Annotated in this window: 17 protein-coding genes; 5 read left to right on the top strand and 12 right to left on the bottom strand. The window is 46.1% G+C overall.

Features of this window, described 5'->3' with window-relative positions:
* Nucleotides 1-5 precede the first annotated feature (5 nt).
* The 3 genes from C8N47_RS10715 (at nucleotide 6) to C8N47_RS10705 (ending at nucleotide 2,849) form a co-directional block, all read left to right on the top strand.
* A complete protein-coding gene (locus tag C8N47_RS10715) occupies nucleotides 6-1,508 on the top strand; it encodes a SusD/RagB family nutrient-binding outer membrane lipoprotein (protein ID WP_107822548.1) in 1,503 nt (500 codons plus the stop codon).
* 65 nt (nucleotides 1,509-1,573) lie between these two features.
* On the top strand, nucleotides 1,574-2,239 hold the full coding sequence (locus C8N47_RS10710) for a BT_2262 family domain-containing protein (RefSeq protein WP_211316106.1): 666 nt from the start codon (nucleotides 1,574-1,576) through the stop codon (nucleotides 2,237-2,239).
* A gap of 7 nt (nucleotides 2,240-2,246) precedes the next feature.
* Nucleotides 2,247-2,849: a lipid-binding protein gene (locus C8N47_RS10705; protein ID WP_107822569.1), complete on the top strand. Its 603-nt coding sequence runs from the start codon at nucleotides 2,247-2,249 to the stop codon at nucleotides 2,847-2,849.
* A gap of 349 nt (nucleotides 2,850-3,198) precedes the next feature.
* Here C8N47_RS10705 and C8N47_RS10700 read toward each other — a convergent pair whose 3' ends face one another.
* The 12 genes from C8N47_RS10700 to C8N47_RS10640 all read right to left on the bottom strand — a co-directional run bounded on the left by C8N47_RS10700 (nucleotide 3,199) and on the right by C8N47_RS10640 (nucleotide 14,185).
* Nucleotides 3,199-3,585 carry an HU family DNA-binding protein gene (locus tag C8N47_RS10700; RefSeq protein ID WP_107822546.1) on the bottom strand — a complete coding sequence of 129 codons (387 nt, stop codon included), beginning with the start codon at nucleotides 3,583-3,585 and terminating at the stop codon, nucleotides 3,199-3,201.
* Between the two features lie 705 nt (nucleotides 3,586-4,290).
* Nucleotides 4,291-5,589, bottom strand: a complete 1,299-nt coding sequence (locus tag C8N47_RS10695; RefSeq protein ID WP_211316105.1) for a hypothetical protein — start codon at nucleotides 5,587-5,589, stop codon at nucleotides 4,291-4,293.
* The gene (gene dnaB / locus C8N47_RS10690; RefSeq protein ID WP_107822545.1) at nucleotides 5,555-7,114 is read right to left on the bottom strand and encodes a replicative DNA helicase; all 1,560 of its coding nucleotides are present in this window, start codon (nucleotides 7,112-7,114) and stop codon (nucleotides 5,555-5,557) included. The genes C8N47_RS10695 and dnaB overlap by 35 nt, the downstream gene beginning before the upstream one ends.
* 178 nt (nucleotides 7,115-7,292) lie before the next feature.
* Nucleotides 7,293-7,664 (bottom strand): GxxExxY protein, encoded by a 372-nt coding sequence (locus C8N47_RS10685; protein ID WP_107822544.1) that lies wholly within the window; start codon nucleotides 7,662-7,664, stop codon nucleotides 7,293-7,295.
* Nucleotides 7,665-8,072: 408 nt separating this feature from the next.
* Entirely contained in the window at nucleotides 8,073-8,162 is a 90-nt protein-coding gene (locus C8N47_RS18930) for a GxxExxY protein (protein ID WP_245915704.1), read from the bottom strand.
* 139 nt (nucleotides 8,163-8,301) lie between these two features.
* Entirely contained in the window at nucleotides 8,302-9,279 is a 978-nt protein-coding gene (locus C8N47_RS10670; RefSeq protein ID WP_107822543.1) for a D-alanine--D-alanine ligase, read from the bottom strand.
* A 163-nt stretch (nucleotides 9,280-9,442) separates the two neighbouring features.
* Nucleotides 9,443-10,507: an RluA family pseudouridine synthase gene (locus C8N47_RS10665; RefSeq protein ID WP_107822542.1), complete on the bottom strand. Its 1,065-nt coding sequence runs from the start codon at nucleotides 10,505-10,507 to the stop codon at nucleotides 9,443-9,445.
* 2 nt (nucleotides 10,508-10,509) lie between these two features.
* Entirely contained in the window at nucleotides 10,510-11,298 is a 789-nt protein-coding gene (locus C8N47_RS10660; RefSeq protein ID WP_170111367.1) for a PASTA domain-containing protein, read from the bottom strand.
* Nucleotides 11,299-11,514: 216 nt separating this feature from the next.
* Nucleotides 11,515-11,673, bottom strand: a complete 159-nt coding sequence (rpmH, locus tag C8N47_RS10655; RefSeq protein ID WP_107822540.1) for a 50S ribosomal protein L34 — start codon at nucleotides 11,671-11,673, stop codon at nucleotides 11,515-11,517.
* A gap of 87 nt (nucleotides 11,674-11,760) precedes the next feature.
* Entirely contained in the window at nucleotides 11,761-12,396 is a 636-nt protein-coding gene (gene rsmG / locus C8N47_RS10650) for a 16S rRNA (guanine(527)-N(7))-methyltransferase RsmG (protein ID WP_107822567.1), read from the bottom strand.
* A 53-nt stretch (nucleotides 12,397-12,449) separates the two neighbouring features.
* Nucleotides 12,450-13,061: an RNA polymerase sigma factor gene (locus tag C8N47_RS10645; protein ID WP_107822539.1), complete on the bottom strand. Its 612-nt coding sequence runs from the start codon at nucleotides 13,059-13,061 to the stop codon at nucleotides 12,450-12,452.
* Nucleotides 13,052-14,185, bottom strand: coding sequence for a glycosyltransferase (locus C8N47_RS10640; protein ID WP_107822538.1), 1,134 nt, complete (start codon nucleotides 14,183-14,185; stop codon nucleotides 13,052-13,054). Before C8N47_RS10640 ends, C8N47_RS10645 begins: the two co-directional genes overlap by 10 nt.
* Nucleotides 14,186-14,327: 142 nt before the next feature.
* Between C8N47_RS10640 and tgt the strand changes: the two genes are divergently transcribed.
* Both tgt and C8N47_RS10630 read left to right on the top strand, forming a co-directional pair.
* Complete coding sequence (gene tgt / locus C8N47_RS10635) at nucleotides 14,328-15,458, top strand: tRNA guanosine(34) transglycosylase Tgt (protein WP_107822537.1); 1,131 nt, start codon at nucleotides 14,328-14,330, stop codon at nucleotides 15,456-15,458.
* Nucleotides 15,455-16,549 (top strand): LptF/LptG family permease, encoded by a 1,095-nt coding sequence (locus C8N47_RS10630; protein WP_107822536.1) that lies wholly within the window; start codon nucleotides 15,455-15,457, stop codon nucleotides 16,547-16,549. Before tgt ends, C8N47_RS10630 begins: the two co-directional genes overlap by 4 nt.
* Nucleotides 16,550-16,621 lie beyond the last annotated feature (72 nt).

The raw sequence follows: 16,621 nt of genomic DNA, 5'->3' as shown, positions 1-16,621 counted from the left end.
AAGACATGAAGAGAAGTTTAATATATATATGGCTTGTTGGCTTAATGTTTGCGTCATGTGACCTGAACATTAACGATGATCCCAACTACCCCGGTAACAGTTCTATTACGACAGACCTGGAGTTTCCGGCAGTTCAAAATTACATTGCCGCAACATCCTGTGATATCATGTTCAACTATGCGGGCTTCTTTGCTCAATACTTTGAGCAAATGCCTGAAGCAAACCAGTTCAACGTGCTGGCCGAACTCTCGATTTCTGAGTCTAACCAAACCATCGACCGCGCATATCGCAACTTATATGCCGGTGCGTTGCAGGATATTGAGGATATCAAGAGCAAAACTGATAATACAGCTGATTTATTTGCGGCAACAGTAATGCGCGCATTCTGTTTCCAACTCTTGGTTGATAACATGAGTGACGCCCCATATACCGATGCGTTAAACGGAAATGCACAACCGACCTGGGACGATGGAGAAACCATTTACAAAGGCGTTCTGGCAGAGTTAGATGCCGCAGAGGAAGCTCTTGCGAACAGTTCTGATCAGATGACGATGACTGATATGATTTTCAGCCAAGACATCGAACAATGGAAAGGTTATGCCAATGCACTGCGCCTTCGCATGTACTTGAGAATGTATGACGCGGACAACTCCGTTCAATCCAAGATTACAGAACTGGTAGCTGACAATAACTTTTTTACCGGTGATGTCAAACTTGATATCTATGCCGATGAATCAGGAAACAGAAGTCCTTTCTATGCAAGCTACTACGAGCTCGGAACCGGAAACCATGTTGCAGCACACCCCTTAGTATCATATATGAACGAAACAGCTGACCCGCGTATTGAGTATGCGATTAGCAAAGCAGCTGCAACCAATTCGTATGTCGGCCAATTCTGTGGCGCTAAAGTTGATCTGGCAAGTTGGAGAAAAAGTGCAGGCAGCGACTGGAAAAATGTTGACGTAAGTGCAATTAATTACAGCCTGTTCGACGACAGTGGCGTTTCAAGACCCGGATTCTTATTTACTCAAGCTGAACTTCAATTTTTCATTGCAGAGGTTGAGTCTCGATTTAATAATGATAATGTAGCCGCGAAAGCAGCTTACGAAGCAGCAATCGCCGCAGACTTCTCGGCTAGAGGAATTAGCGGTGCCGACGATTTCCTTGCGCAAGACATTGTCAATTGGGATAAAAACACCGACAAGCAAAAGCTTATCGGAATGCAAAAATGGGTTGCTTTATTTTATATGGACAATATGGAAGCTTGGTCTGAAATCAGAAGAACCGGATACCCTGAATTAAGCAGCTATACGGCCAAACAAATCTACGATGACCCAACCCTCTACACTCCTGGTGATTTAGTTTTAAATTACAGAAGTAGTCTTGACAACCAGAACAGCTTGATGAAGCGTATGTATTATCCGCTGAAAGCACGTCAACTAAATCAGAACACCCCCGATGCTTCAGGTTACTATGGTGGTACTCCTGTATGGTGGGATGTTAATTAAGTTTTACTTTTAAGAAGGATACAATTATGAAAAAGATAATTTATAGTTTAATTGTGTGTCTTAGCGTGATTGGACTCTACTCTTGCGAGGATGAGACTTCACAAGACACCTCTAGCATCACCTATTATGCGACATTGGAACTGAATGGTGAGAGCACTGTATTTTGGGATTTAGGTGAAACCTACGAAGAAGCTGGGTATGCTGCTGAAATGAATGGCGAAGACGTTACCGACCAAGTCGTAATTGAAGGTAGTGTTGATGTCAACACACCTGGTATTTATACCTTGAATTACATCATTACAAATGTAGATGGCTATTCTGTAACAAAATCCCGCACGGTATATGTTGCAGATGGAACGGAGTCAGCGATTGCTTCAGGCGAATGGGTGGCTACATCAGCAACTTACCGCGATTACGACGGAACAATCACCCGGTTTTCGGGCTTTCCTATCGCAATACTTCAAACAGCACCAGGCGAGTTCTACATCTCCGACTTCTTTGCCGGCTTCTACGACCAGCGTGCCGGTTACGGTGAAGACTATGCCATGGTTGGTAGCTTTAGCTTAGCTGCTGATAATACAATCGACGCAACAAGTGCATCGCTCGAAGGCTGGGGTGACTCCATCGATGAGTTCACAAGTGGCAGCTACAATCCGGCAACCGGAGAAATCTACTACGAAGTATCGTATGCTGGAATAATGACATTTTATATCACATTAACCAAAAATTAAGATGATTATGAAAAAATATATTTTAATCTTATTCTCGGCACTCCTGATGTCGGCAACATTTGTTGCTTGTGATGTTGAAACCGACGAGGAACCGGGTGCCACTAATGTTGTGAAAATGGCAGGCCAGTGGACTGTTACTTTCGAACAAAGCATCGATGAGTACTATTATCTGTTTGGCTATAGCGATACAGACCCAGATCTATCATCCATGACTGTTGACCAACTGGAGGCTTTGGAGTGGGAAGATCTTTTTGAGAATGGCAAATTATCGGTATTCACATACAATACGGCTGCCAATACTGCTGATGAAATGTGGTTTAGCGACTATGCAGCAAGTGCGGATGATTATACATTCTGGCAGTATAAATTAAAGGTGGATGTGGATTACGAAGCAGGCACTTTTAGCTGTGAAACTACACCCAATACCTCTTACGAAGGATGCGACATTACGATCCTTGGTGGTAAAATTATGGAAGGTGCAGCAACAACTCCTCGCGGAGCCGCAGCTGACAGCATTGTAGCCTATGTAAAATTCAGTGATTACTCTTATGGCTTTACCTACATGAAAATGGCAGGTTACCGCTATACAGGCTTTGATGCTGACAAATAATTGACGCGAATAAAACAGCAATACAAAAGGTTGTCCCAAGCGGGCAACCTTTTTTTATTGCCTTGACGAAAGCGATACGTATCCCCTTCCCCCACGCCCTATCCCCCTCTACCTGCAAGTCACCCGCCCAACTCCCCCGACCGTTTTCTCAAACGATACGTATGGTTTACCCAAAAGGCCCGTATCTTTTGGGAAAAAGATACGGGCCTTTTAAAATTTCGTCTATAGTCTTTTTTAAAAAGCTCAGTGTCTTTTTAAAATTGCTCTATAGTCTTTTCGAGCTCAAGCATCGGTTCATGGTTTTACCAACCGAAAAGAGTCTGTGACGCGAGAAAACCATCACATCGGGCTAAGGCAATTTCTCGTATTTCAGGTTATTCAACATTTCTCTCAGATCGATACCGGGACGGAAAGTGACTTTAGCGCTCTTAATGAGTGAGCTGTGGAATTTTTGCTCGCTCTCGGCTCCTTCACTCTTGACGCTTACCTGAAACGATCCAAAATCGCCAAAACGAACAATCTCGCCGTTCTCTAAATGTCGCCTCAATATTTTGGTCAAATCATTTAAAACAGCCAATACATCGGTATCGCTGACCGTTGTTGAGCCTTCAGCAATTTCCTTGCTCAAATTTCGAAATGTTAACTCGCCCCTACTCTTCGATGTTGCATAAAATTTAGGAGCTGCTTCCCGATCCTGCGGATTCAATTTGGGGATGACTACATAAGTTACTGCCATAATTTATTGGTTTATTTTACAATTAGATTCAGCAATATACTTATTTTTCTCAACAATATTTTGACTGAACCCACGACCATTACTATCACATGAACATCTTTTTATCAGTATTTTAAAACAAAGAAATGTTCATAACTAGATACAACAACAAGGAAACAATTCACCGCATGTTTACTATTATAACCGATATAGTAAACGCTATAATTGTTAAAAGTAACGGAAAAGCATGAACAAGTTAAAGTTAAAAAACACCGCCAACCGCGGGCTTCAGACGGCTGCCCGCCAGGTGCTCCAAATGAACTCTCCGTTGTTGTTAACAGGCGACACCGACTGGTAAATGATCGTATGCCACGAACCGGCATGCAGTCAAAGATGCTGAAAAACAGCCTTAAATTGGAGATATGACTGCCCTGGCCGCCGAGGACAACCGAAACCCTCCCATTCTGTTTTTCGTATTTTTTACTATTGTTTACATTTTTTAACAATTCAATCACACCATTAAAAAGAAAGAAAAACGCAAGACCAAACAAACAACGTGTTTCCGATATCTGATTGTCGTAAAGATTCTTACACCTAACTCCGGTCAACCTTCGGATCATCTTCTTGCTGTTCCATTTTCTGTGATACAATAGTTCTTTTCTTCGAAACAATCACAAAGAAGGTTCAACTCGTAAAACGTATTATCTTTCTGCTAACGAAACGACATCAGGTCTTCTGTTTTTTCTTTTTGGCGGCCGGGAACAGCACATTATTCAGGATCAGGCGGTAGCCGGGCGAGTTGGGGTAAAGATTCAGGTCGGTTGGGGGGTCGCCCACCAGGTGGCGGTAGTCTTCGGGGTCGTGGCCGCCGTAGAAGGTCCAGAAGCCTTTGCCTTGTTCGCCGTGAATATAGCGGGCTTCGCCGGCGGCTTTATTTTCGCCCATCACCAACACATTGGCTTTAACCAGTTTGCTGTTAAAGGCGGTGGTCTGGCCCATAAAGCCGCGGATAACCCGCTGGTGGTTTTGAGTCAGCATGGTTGGTATAGGATCCCACTTGGCTGAGAAGTCGAACAGGGTAAAGAAATCCTGCGTTTGAGGCACTTTTCGGTCCGTTGTAACGTCGATATCCGAAAAGCGATAGACGTAGGGATTCATCTCGAGGGTAAAGTCTTTGAAGGCGAAAGTTTGCGAATAATCCAGTTTTTGGTTGGCCTCGGGATCGGCCGGATCGCCGTCGAACATGGCGGCACAAATATCGACATCGTGAGCAGCCATTGCAATGTCATAGGTGTCGGTCGCGGCACACATGGCAAACAGAAAGCCGCCGCGCTCCACATAGCTTCGTATTTGTTCGGAGACATAGTGTTTCATCTCCGACACTTTGGCAAAGCCATTGCGCTCGGCTGCGGCTTTGTTCGAGCGTACTTCCTCCTGGTACCAGGGCATGTTGCGGTAATTGGCATAAAACTTTCCGAACTGGCCGGTAAAGTCTTCGTGGTGCAGGTGCAGCCAATCGTAATCCTTCAGCTTACCTGCAATAATTTCGTCGTCGTAAATTAAGTCGTATTTTATTTCGGCATAAGTCAGCACCAGGGTCACAGCATCGTCCCAGGGCTGTTTATTTTTTGGGGAGTAGACTGCAATTTTGGGAGCTTTTTGCATGCTCACGGCATCCTGGTTCATCGATGGGCTGGCTATTTCGGAAAGGATGAGCTTGGCCTTAGTATCGGCAATTTTCTCGACGCTCACACCGCGAATCACACATTCGGACTCTACATCGGGGATGTACTGAATCAGAAAACTGCCGCCCCGGTAGTTGAGCAACCATTTCACCTCGACTGCTTTTTCGAGGGTCCAGTAAGCAATACCGTAAGCTTTCAGGTGATTGCGCTGCTGGCTGTCCATGGGGATGAGCAGGTACATGGCCTGTGCCTGCCGACCGGCAAGCATCGCCAAAAGGATGACGATAAAAACGAGTTTTGTGTGCTTAAAAAGGTGCTTCGTTCGGATCGGGTTTTCCATAGTCCAGGTTGTTTTCGGTTTCAAAGCTGGTATTCACGGGCATTCCAACATTGGCCGAATCGGCGTTCATTTTCGAGCTGAAGGTTTGCCCGAAATTACCGCCGCCAATTTCCTCGGGAATGGCGCTTTCCAGATCACAGAATTTAACCTGTTGTTTCTTGAAGGCCAGCTGCACATCGCCTACCGAACCGTTACGGTGTTTGGCGATAATGATTTCGGCAATGCCCAACAGCGAGTTTCCGCTTTCGTCCTCGGTGATGCCGTAATATTCGGGGCGGTGAATAAAGCACACCAGGTCGGCATCCTGCTCAATGGCTCCCGATTCACGCAGGTCGGAAAGCTGCGGCCGGCGTCCTTCGCGGTTTTCAACAGCACGGCTCAACTGCGAGAGAGCCAGGATTGGAATATCCAACTCCTTCGCGATGGCCTTCAGCGAGCGCGAGATCATACTCACCTCCTGTTCACGGCTGCCACGTCCGGCATCGCCGGCGGTCATCAGCTGCAGGTAGTCGACAATGACCACGCCAATATTGTGTTGCATCTTCAAGCGGCGGCATTTGGCGCGAAACTCGAAGATAGATAAGGCTGGTGTATCATCAATAAAGATCGGAGCATCTTCGAGCACTTTCAGCTTGCGGTTAAAATTCTCCCACTCCCACTGTGCCAGGCGTCCGTTTTTAATCTTCTCAGATCCCAGTTCGGTCTCGGCAGCCAGCAAACGATTCACCAACTGCACCGACGACATCTCGAGCGAGAACACCGCTACCGGTGCCCGGTGGTCAACGGCCATATTCCGGGCCATCGACAATACAAAGGCTGTTTTACCCATCGCCGGACGGGCAGCAATAATCACCAGGTCGGTTTTTTGCCAGCCCGAGGTCATGCGGTCCAGAGCAGTAAAACCGGTTGGCGTACCACTCAATCCATCTTCGCGCTTGGAAGCCTGTTCGATCAAGGCGGCAGCTTCTTTCAAAACCGGCTTAATAGGCAGTGTTTCCTTCTTGATGTTCCCTTCGGCCACTTTAAACAAGGCCGTTTCCGAGAAGTCAATCAGGTCATCCACGTCCATATTGGCATCGTAGGCTTTGGTCTGAATCTCGGACGACACGCGGATCAGTTCGCGCTGGATAAACTTCTGCGCAATAATGCGGGCATGAAATTCGATATGCGCTGCCGATGCCACCCGGCTGGTTAACTGGGTGATGTACAGTGGTCCGCCCACCACATCGAGCTCATTGCGGTTCTTCAGCTCCTGGGTGACCATCAACAGATCGACCGGTTTTTCGTGCGTCGACAGGTATTTGATGGCTTCAAAGATCTTTTTATGTTCGTCCTTGTAAAAACTATCCGTATCAATAATATCGGCCACGCTAACATAAGCGTCGCGCTCCAGCATTAAAGCTCCCAACACGGCTTCTTCAACATCAACTGCCTGGGGTGGTAGCTTTCCGTATTGCGCATTAATCTGCTCAATAGTCGCGCTTGCTTGGTTTGTTCCTCTATTATTTTTACGCTGTACTGCCATCGAAATTTTGTGTAAACGAATTGATAATCAAGTTCTGTTGCGCCCTTCAAAAAACGAGCGAAAAAGAGCTTCAAAGGTATAAAAAAGGAGCCGCATCAGCCCCTATTTAGGCTAATTCTACTGTTTTCAGCTTCATTTTTTTTTACAAACAGCAAATATTAGTTTGAAGTACTGCAAGTTAGTTGATGAGTCTTTTAATGCCATCTTTTAACATTGCAACCTGAAAGTTCAAAAGCAGTCCAAGTTTGTAGTTTCCCAATTTTAAATACGTTAGCACTTGCGCTGTATGAATTTCGTTTAGCGCATCAACGGTTTTCAGTTCAACAACCACCTTATCCTCAACCAACAGGTCTATCCGGTATCCATGGTCGAGCTTTACTTCCTTATAAACAATTGGCATCGGCTTCTCTTTCTGCACTTCTAATCCGGCCTGTCTCAGCTCATAAAATAAACATTCCTGATAGGCTGATTCTAATAATCCGGGGCCCAATCGCTTGTGTACCTCAATTGCACACCCAATAATAGTTTTTGAAATGTCGTCTACATTCATGACCAAAATTTTCTTCGTGTAACTTTGTGCTTCTTCGAGCTTCTTTGCGGAATAGCTATTACACAAAGTTACACAATGAATCACAGAGTTACTCAAAGATATTGAGATCTGTTACACGCTCGCCTCCTCGAAAAAGTCGCTACCCGATACGATCTAAGATTAGGCTGATTCTAATAATCCGGAGCCCAACCGCTTGTGTACCTCAATTGCACACCCAATAATAATTTTTGAAATGTCGTCTACATTCATGACCAAAATTTTCTTCGTGTAACTTTGTGCTTCTTCGAGCTTCTTTGCGGAATAGCTATCACACAAAGTTACACAATGAATCACAGAGTTACTCAAAGATATTGAGATCTGTTACACGCTCGCCTCCTCGGAAAAGTCGCTACCCGATACGATCTAAGATTAGGCTGATTCTAATAATCCGGGGCCCAACCGCTTGTGTACCTCAATTGCACACCCAATAATAATTCTTGAAATGTCGTCTACATTCATGACCAAAATTTTCTTCGTGTAACTTTGTGCTTCTTCGAGCTTCTTTGCGGAATAGCTATCACACAAAGTTACACAATGAATCACAGAGTTACTCAAAGATATTGAGATCTGTTACACGCTCGCCTCCTCGAAAAAGTCGCTACCCGATCTGGTCTAAGATAATGAGTGTCAGCATTTCTTTCAGCTCGCGCCCCATGGCTGCAATTTGCTGAGGGATAAAACTTGTCGCTGTCATCCCGGGAGTGGTGTTCACTTCCAGAAAGTAGAAGATTCCGTCCTTCAGGATAAAATCGACACGAACAATTCCGCGGCAGTTGCACAGGTCGTAAACCTTGGAGGCCAGCTGCTGAATGTCGGCAGTTAACGTCTCCGATATGCGCGCCGGCGTAATCTCATCGGTCATCCCGGCGGTGTATTTGGCTTCAAAGTCGAAGAACTCATTTTTAGGAACCACCTCGGTCACCGGGAAAATGATGGTTTCATTTTTCAACTTCACCAGGCCGCAGGTGAACTCCTTGCCTTCGATGAACTCTTCCACCAGTGCTTCGTCGCTTTCAATCCAGGCTTTCTCAATTGCCGGAGCCAGCTCGTCGGCTTTTTTCACTTTGGTTACACCGAAGCTCGATCCTCCGGCGTTGGGTTTTACAAAAACCGGCAGGTTCAATTCGGCCAACAGCTGCTCTGCGTCAATCGAGTTTCCTTTCAGCATACGCCGCGATTTGGCCATCGGAATCCCGAAGTTGCGCAGGTAGTTGCTGCAAAAAAACTTATTGAATGTTAAGGCTGAAGAATGCACGCCACAGGTTGAATAGGGCACGTTCAGCAGGTCGAAGTAGCCCTGCAGGATACCATCTTCGCCGGGCGTTCCGTGGATGATGATGTAGGCAAAATCGAATTTTACGGTTTGTCCGCCGAAGGTGAAGCCAAAATTCGACTTATCGACATCGGCAATTTTTTGCCCGTCGACTTTCACAGCCCACTCCTGCCCTTTCATTTCCACCATCCAGGGCTTAAACAAATTGGTATCGATCGACTGGTACACATTTTTACCACTTTGAACCGACACCACGTATTCCGACGAATCGCCGCCATAAACAACTGCTATATTTTTTTTCATTTCAGTTCAATTTTGAAAAGTCAAATATCAGCAATAATTGGCATTGTCAGCCCGTCAATATTGAAAAATTTGACTATTTACCTTAATAATTTTGACCACGCAAAGACGCAAAGGCGCATGGTCAAACTGTAAATAGTAAATCGTGAAATCGTAAATCAAACAGCTATTCGCCAATCTCGCGATTCGCAATATAGTCGCGCCACTTTTGGATGGCGTCCTGCATATCCTGTGCTATCTCCGAGTCGAAAAGCATCTCCTCGCCGGTAGTAGGATGCGTGAATCCCAACGTTTTGGCATGTAAAGCCTGCCGCGGCAACAGCTTGAAACAATTATTGACAAACTGCCGGTATTTATTGAATGTTGTTCCCCAAAGCACCTTATCGCCGCCATAGGTATCGTCGTTAAACAGCGGATGACCTATATATTTCATGTGCACCCGAATCTGATGGGTACGCCCGGTTTCCAGCTGACACTGCACCAGACTCACATAACCAATTTCCTCGATCAATTTATAGTGCGTTACCGCATGTTTGCCGTAGTCACCATCTTGAAACACGGTAAAAACCTGCCGATCCTTCAGGCTACGGCCAATATTACCCTCTATTGTTCCTTCCGGTTCTTTCAGGCGGCCCCACACCAGTGCTACATACTGCCGCTTGGTTGTTTTATCGAAAAATTGTTTGGCCAGCTTGGTTTTGGCCAATTCAGTTTTGGCAACAACCATCAGCCCCGATGTATTTTTGTCGATACGATGCACAAGCCCGGGACGGGGATCGTTCACCGAACTAAACAACGGCAAATCTTTGTAACGCCAGGCCAGCGCATTAACCAGGGTTCCGGAGTAGTTGCCATGCCCCGGATGTACCACCAGACCGGCCGGCTTGTTGATCACGATCAGTTGATCGTCTTCGTAGACAATGTCCAGCGGAATGTCTTCGGCAATAATTTTCAGCTCCCGGCGCGGAAAATCCATCACCACGCTGATTTCATCACCCGGTTTCACCTTGTAATTCGACTTCACCGGCTTTCCGTTAGCCAAAATATTCCCGGCATCGGCGGCAGCCTGAATTTTGCTGCGCGAAGCATTGTCGATCCGGTTAGCTATAAATTTATCGACGCGAACCTGCTTTTGTCCGGCATCGATCTGAAAATTATAATGTTCGTAAAGAGCTGACTCCTGCTCTTCCTCTTGCTGATCGTCAAACAATTCGTCGAAATCTTCCTGCATGCTTATTCTTCTATGGTATCGTTTTGCATTTGCAAATCCGTATCGGATACGAATTTCGCTTCATCGGTAGTCAACCACAAATCGATTGAAGCGCCTTGTTCAATCTCATCGTAGCTGTTGGTGGTAGGCCGCTGCTGCCACACTTTGGCTGCCAGGCTATCGTCCGGTGTTTCGATCGCCTCGTCGTAAATAACCGCACCAACATTTAAAAAGAGGCTGGCTATTTCGCCTTTGGCCTGCACCAGGGTCGAACCAATCAGGTTGGGAACAACCGTTTTCTCGCCGTTGCTGGTTTTGCCGATGGTCAAATCGACCCGCGAGCCTTTATTAACCAACACATTGGGCTCAATGACCTGTTCGTTGATTTTTTGCTCCAACACCAGGTTCGAAAACTCGGAGGGTACGTATTCAATCCGCCCCACATTCAACCCGACCGACTGCATGATATTGACGGCCTGCCGAAAGGAAATGTCCGTCAGCTTGGGCATCGCTATTTGCTCGGGCGACAAAGCACAGATAGTCAAAAAGATGGTCCGTCCTTCCTTGACCTGATGGCCGGCTGCGGGCATCTGACCAATTACGGCTCCCGGTTCTGCGGTATCCAGGTAGGTGGAGTCGGCAATCTCGAAAGCCAGCTTATGAGCACTCAGGAGCGCTTCAGCCTGATCAATGGGCATTCCGGTCAAATCGGGCACCGGCGCCGACTCGCCATGATTCGTGTACAGGCGTATTCCAAGCATTGTCACTAAAAGAAGCCCTATGATTAAGGCAACAGCCAGAAGCAGTTGCATAAAAAAGGTTTTGCTGACCAGGAAAGATCTCAAACTCATAACAAAATCGGGTTGAATTATTAGTACCTGACAAAAATAGCTTAAAAAACAGAGATCAAAAGCCCCAAGGGCTATGCTTCTCCCACCGGAATGCTCAAAAACCAATCGCTACAACACACAAAAAGGTAAAGAATCATGATTCTTTACCTTTCTATGCAGTAATACGTATCGGATTTCTTAACGCTTGTGTCTTGGTTCGTCCGAAACGGTTAATTTCTTTCTACCTTTGGCACGACGACTTTTCAATACTAAGCGGCCGCCCGGAGTAGACATTCTTTCGCGAAAACCATGTTTGTTTTTACGCTTTCTGTTAGATGGTTGAAATGTCCTTTTCATGGGTATATTTTATTTATTTATTCTTACTCCGTTCAATTTCGGACTGCAAAAATAGATCTTTTTTGATTTCCTCCAAAATATCCGGCATTATTTTCGACTATTTTTCAGCACCAAATGAATGACCTTCTTGGTTTCGAAGAATTCTTCTTCAAAAAAATCTTTCAATTCAAAAGTACGAACCTGTTTTTTAAAGGGTTCCAGTTCATCGGCAAAATCTCCGCCCTTCAAATATAAAATTCCGTTGGCAAATTCGTTCCGCTGAACAGGGCTCACTTTGGAGCGCACCAGCGACACAAATCGGGGGAAAGCCGTTACAGCACGGCTAACCACAAAGTCGAATTGCCCTTTCACTTTCTCGGCGCGATGTTGTTCGGCCCGCACATTGGTCAATCCCAGTTCTTTCGCGATGGCATCGACAACAGTGATCTTTTTCGCGATAGAATCAACCAGCAGAAATTCGGTTTCGGGAAACATGATGGCCAGCGGAATTCCCGGGAAGCCTCCTCCGGTGCCCACATCCATGATGCGTGTTCCGGGCACAAAACCTGTCACCTTGGCAATTCCCAGCGAATGCAGGATATGCCGTTCGTACAACTGCTCGATATCCTTCCGGGAAACCACATTGATTTTTTCGTTCCATTCGGGATAAAGTTCGCCCAATAGTTTAAAACGCCGTTTTTGGCTTTCGTCCAAATCGGGAAAGTATTTCGTAATAATGTCCATGGTCATTTTTTAAGCTCCTTAAGGCGGAACGACAGCAACGAGCTCAGTCGTGTTTATCCTTGATGATCGTCCATTTCGGTGGACTCGATCATCTTGAACAACATTTCGCGCGCTCTGAACAACTGTGCTTTCACCGTTCCGAGCGGCAAATTTAGTTCATTTGCAATTTCTTCGTACGAATATTCGCGGAAATATCGTAATTCGACCAGGGTGCGGTAGCGAGGCTTCAGCCGGTGAACAATACGGCGTAACAAAACCGCTTTTTGAATACGAATCAGCTTTTGCTCCGGATCCGGGTCGACAGACTTCAGTTTTATGGGACTGTCGCTATCACTGTTATCCTGGCTATTTTCAATCGATACGGTTACGCCCCTCTTTTTTCGCAGAAAATCGATACAATTATTGGAGGCAATTTTAAACAACCAAGTGCTGAAAGCATAATTCGGAGAGTACTGATGCAGGTTTTTAAACGCTTTGCCAAAAGCTTCAATGGTCAAATCCTCAGCATCGCTTTTATTATTCACCATTTTCAGAAGCATATAATAAATTGCGTCCTTGTATTTACTAAGCAATCGGGCAAACGCTTTTTCCTCGCCACGCAGTGCTGCTTCAACCAGCGCGTAATCCTGCTGTGCTTTGTCTGATAAATTCGGGTTTAGTTCCATTTATTGCGTTGAACTTGTAAATAGATTGTTGCTCGATGAAAAAGATACAAAAAAGGCCGAACAAATACGTACAGTAACGAAGATAAAAAGATTTTCTTTTCGTCCAAGCGCTTCAACATACTTTTAATCAACACAACATGCACGCCGAACAGAATCATGGGTACAGGTAAAAAGACAAACCAATAAGCCGGATCGGTAAGCAACAAGGCTGCAACACTTGCCCACAGCACAAGATGAGCAAAGAGCCCCAGCCGCACAGGCCAGGTTTGGGAAAGGCGCAAACTACTAAATAAGCGAATATGCTTTTGTATTAACTCGCTAAATTCGGCTTTGTCGGTCAGCCGGTTTTCACGAAGAATGGTCTGCGGATGGATCGAAAACTGAACCGGAAGTTTTGGAACCGCGTTAAACACCAGCTCCAGACCGGCATAGTGCGCGTTCATACGCCCCTTAAAACCGCTGTTTTCGAAGTAAATTTGTTTGTTAAACAGCACATTCATCTGCTGAAACACAAATGGAGCCGAGCCTATTTCGCTCAACGAGGCGCGCCAGAATGCCTCCAGCCGCTCTACCCGACACAAGCGGTTAAAACGAAGTTCCACGGCTTGGTAATTCAAATAGCTCACCAACATTTGCGAGTCGGAATTGAGCTCCTGATTCAGTTTTTTCAAATAATTGGGGTCCTCCACCTGCACTTCGGGCGAGAGAAAAAGCACCCAGTCGTATTTAGCCGCCTTCAGGGCCAGGTTCATGGCCATTTTCTCCGAATAGCGGTTCTCCTGACTTAGCGTACTGAATTTGATTTGCGGGTATTTTTTAGCCAGCACTCCCAGTATTATTAAGGTCGAGTCGGCCGAGAAGTCGTCAACCACAACAACCTCGAAATTGGAATAGTTTTGCGCCAGTAATTTCATCAGGAAAGTCTCAATCCGCTCCGCTTCATTTCGTACATTCAGCAGAATACTGATTGGCCGCTCCTGCTGATCGGCTTTTTCTGCACTCATCTTTACCAGGATCCGGCGGTAGAACCGGAGTTGAACAATCAGACATAAAATGAAGCCAAACAACAAAATCGCGTATCCGCTCCATTCGTAATAAGGCCGACTGACAAAGGCGTGTATCATGATCCAATTTTAACGACAAATTTAATCATCAGCTTGAATCCGCCTCTTCAATTTTTTAAATTTAATTAACAAATTTCCGGCAAATCGTGCTCCTTCGGCATTAAACTTATTATGCTATCTTTGCTGGCTCAAAAAGCATTGCATGGATTTTACGCTCAAACATACTGCAACTGGCTCCAAAGCGCGGGCCGGAACTCTTAACACGGATCACGGACGCATTGAAACACCCATTTTCATGCCTGTTGGCACGGCCGGATCAGTCAAAGGAATCCACAAAAAAGACTTAAAAGAAGATATTGGAGCCCAGATTATCCTGGGCAACACCTATCATTTATATCTGCGCCCGGGAATGGATATCATTGAGCGTGCCGGCGGCCTGCACAAATTCAACGGCTGGGACGGCCCCATTCTGACCGACAGTGGCGGCTACCAGGTTTTTTCGCTGGGAGCCATGCGCAAGTTAAGCGAGGAAGGAGCCAAATTTCAGTCACACATCGACGGATCGCGGCATTTATTCACCCCGGAAAGCGTGATTGACATTCAACGGATAATCGGTGCCGACATCATGATGGCCTTCGACGAATGTACTCCGGGCGATGCAGACTTCGACTATGCCAAAAAATCGCTGCAACTCACGCAGCGTTGGCTGGAGCGCTGCGTCAACCAGATGCAAAAAACAAAGCCGCTGTACGGCCATTCACAATCGCTCTTCCCCATTGTTCAGGGAGCTGTATATCCCGAATTAAGGGAACAGGCAGCACGCCACGTAACAACCATCCCCGCCGATGGCTATGCTATTGGCGGTCTGTCGGTTGGTGAGTCGGAGGCGGACATGTATGCCATGATTGAGGTTGTAAACCCCATCTTGCCTATCGACAAACCGCGCTACCTGATGGGTGTTGGCACGCCGGTCAACATTCTGGAGGCAATTGACCGCGGGGTGGATATGTTCGATTGTGTAATGCCCACCCGCAACGGCCGCAACGGGATGCTTTTCACCCGCAACGGAGTCATCAACATTAGAAATAAAAAGTGGGCGGATGATTTCTCGCCGGTCGATCCGGATGGAACATCCTTCGTAGATCAAAATTACACCAAAGCCTTTCTGCGACACCTGATCGTTGCCAACGAAATGCTGGGTGCACAAATTGCCAGCCACCACAATTTAGCGTTCTACTTATGGCTGGTCAAAGAAGCGCGCCGACAAATTTTGGCCGACAACTTTAAAAGCTGGAAAGAAGAAATGGTTGTTAAACTGGCTCAACGTTTATGAAACTGAAAACACCCGCTATCGGCATATTGGACAGATACATACTGGGAAAGTTCATGGCAACTTTCTTTGTATCGATCGCTTTAATTATCAGCATTGCTACGGTTTTCGACATTTCGGAAAACCTGGACGATTTTCTATCGAAAGACGTTCCTGTACGCGAAATTGTGGTCAGCTACTACCTGAACTTCATTCCCTATTTTGCCAACCTGTTCAGTGCACTGTTCAACTTTATTGCGGTAATCTTCTTTACCTCGAAGATGGCCTACAACTCCGAAATTATTGCCATTCTGAGCAGCGGTGTGTCGTTCCACAGGCTGGTGCGCCCCTATATGGTAGGTGCGGCTATCATCGCCCTATTTACCTATATTCTGGGCAATTATATAATCCCGCCGGCCAATAAGGAAATGGTCAATTTTAAGACCACCTATATTAAAAAGAAACGGAACAGTCTGGAAACAAACATCCACCGACAAATTACCCCGGGCACCTACATCTATATGCGCAGCTACAACACATCGAACGATGTGGGCTATAAATTTACGATCGAGAAATTCGACGAGGGCAAACTGACCTCCAAGCTATCGGCCGATTTCATTAAATGGGATCGCGAACGGAAAGTTTGGGAAATCAACAACTATTTCATCCGCGATATCGACGGAAACAGGGAAAAAATAACCACCGGAACCAAGAAGGATACAACGCTCAACATGGTTCCCGAAGACTATGTGGCCCTGAAAAATATGGCCGAGACCCTGTCGTTGCCTGAGTTAAACAAAGAAATAGAATCGTTGAAGTTGCGCGGCATCAATGCCATCGACTTTCTGGTTGAAAAACACAAACGCCGGGCTAACCCTTTTTCAGCCTTCATTTTAACACTCATCGGCGTGTCGCTGGCCTCACGCAAGGTAAAAGGCGGACTGGGACTGCACTTGGGGCTGGGCATCCTGATTGCATTCAGTTATATCATGTTTATGCAGATTGCCACGGTCTTCGCAATCTCCGGATCGGTGCCCCCTTCTATCGCAGTCTGGATTCCAAACCTGATATTCGGTGCCCTGGCAGCCTACCTTTACAAACGGGCAATGCGCTAGCAAAAATTTCAAACTCAGCATAAAATTGTTCAAAACCAAGAAGACACGGAAAAGTTCACGGAAAGTTTAGAA

Source organism: Mangrovibacterium marinum, from assembly GCF_003046625.1.
GTDB lineage: Bacteria > Bacteroidota > Bacteroidia > Bacteroidales > Prolixibacteraceae > Mangrovibacterium > Mangrovibacterium marinum.
This window is presented reverse-complemented; position numbering and strand designations above follow the sequence as displayed.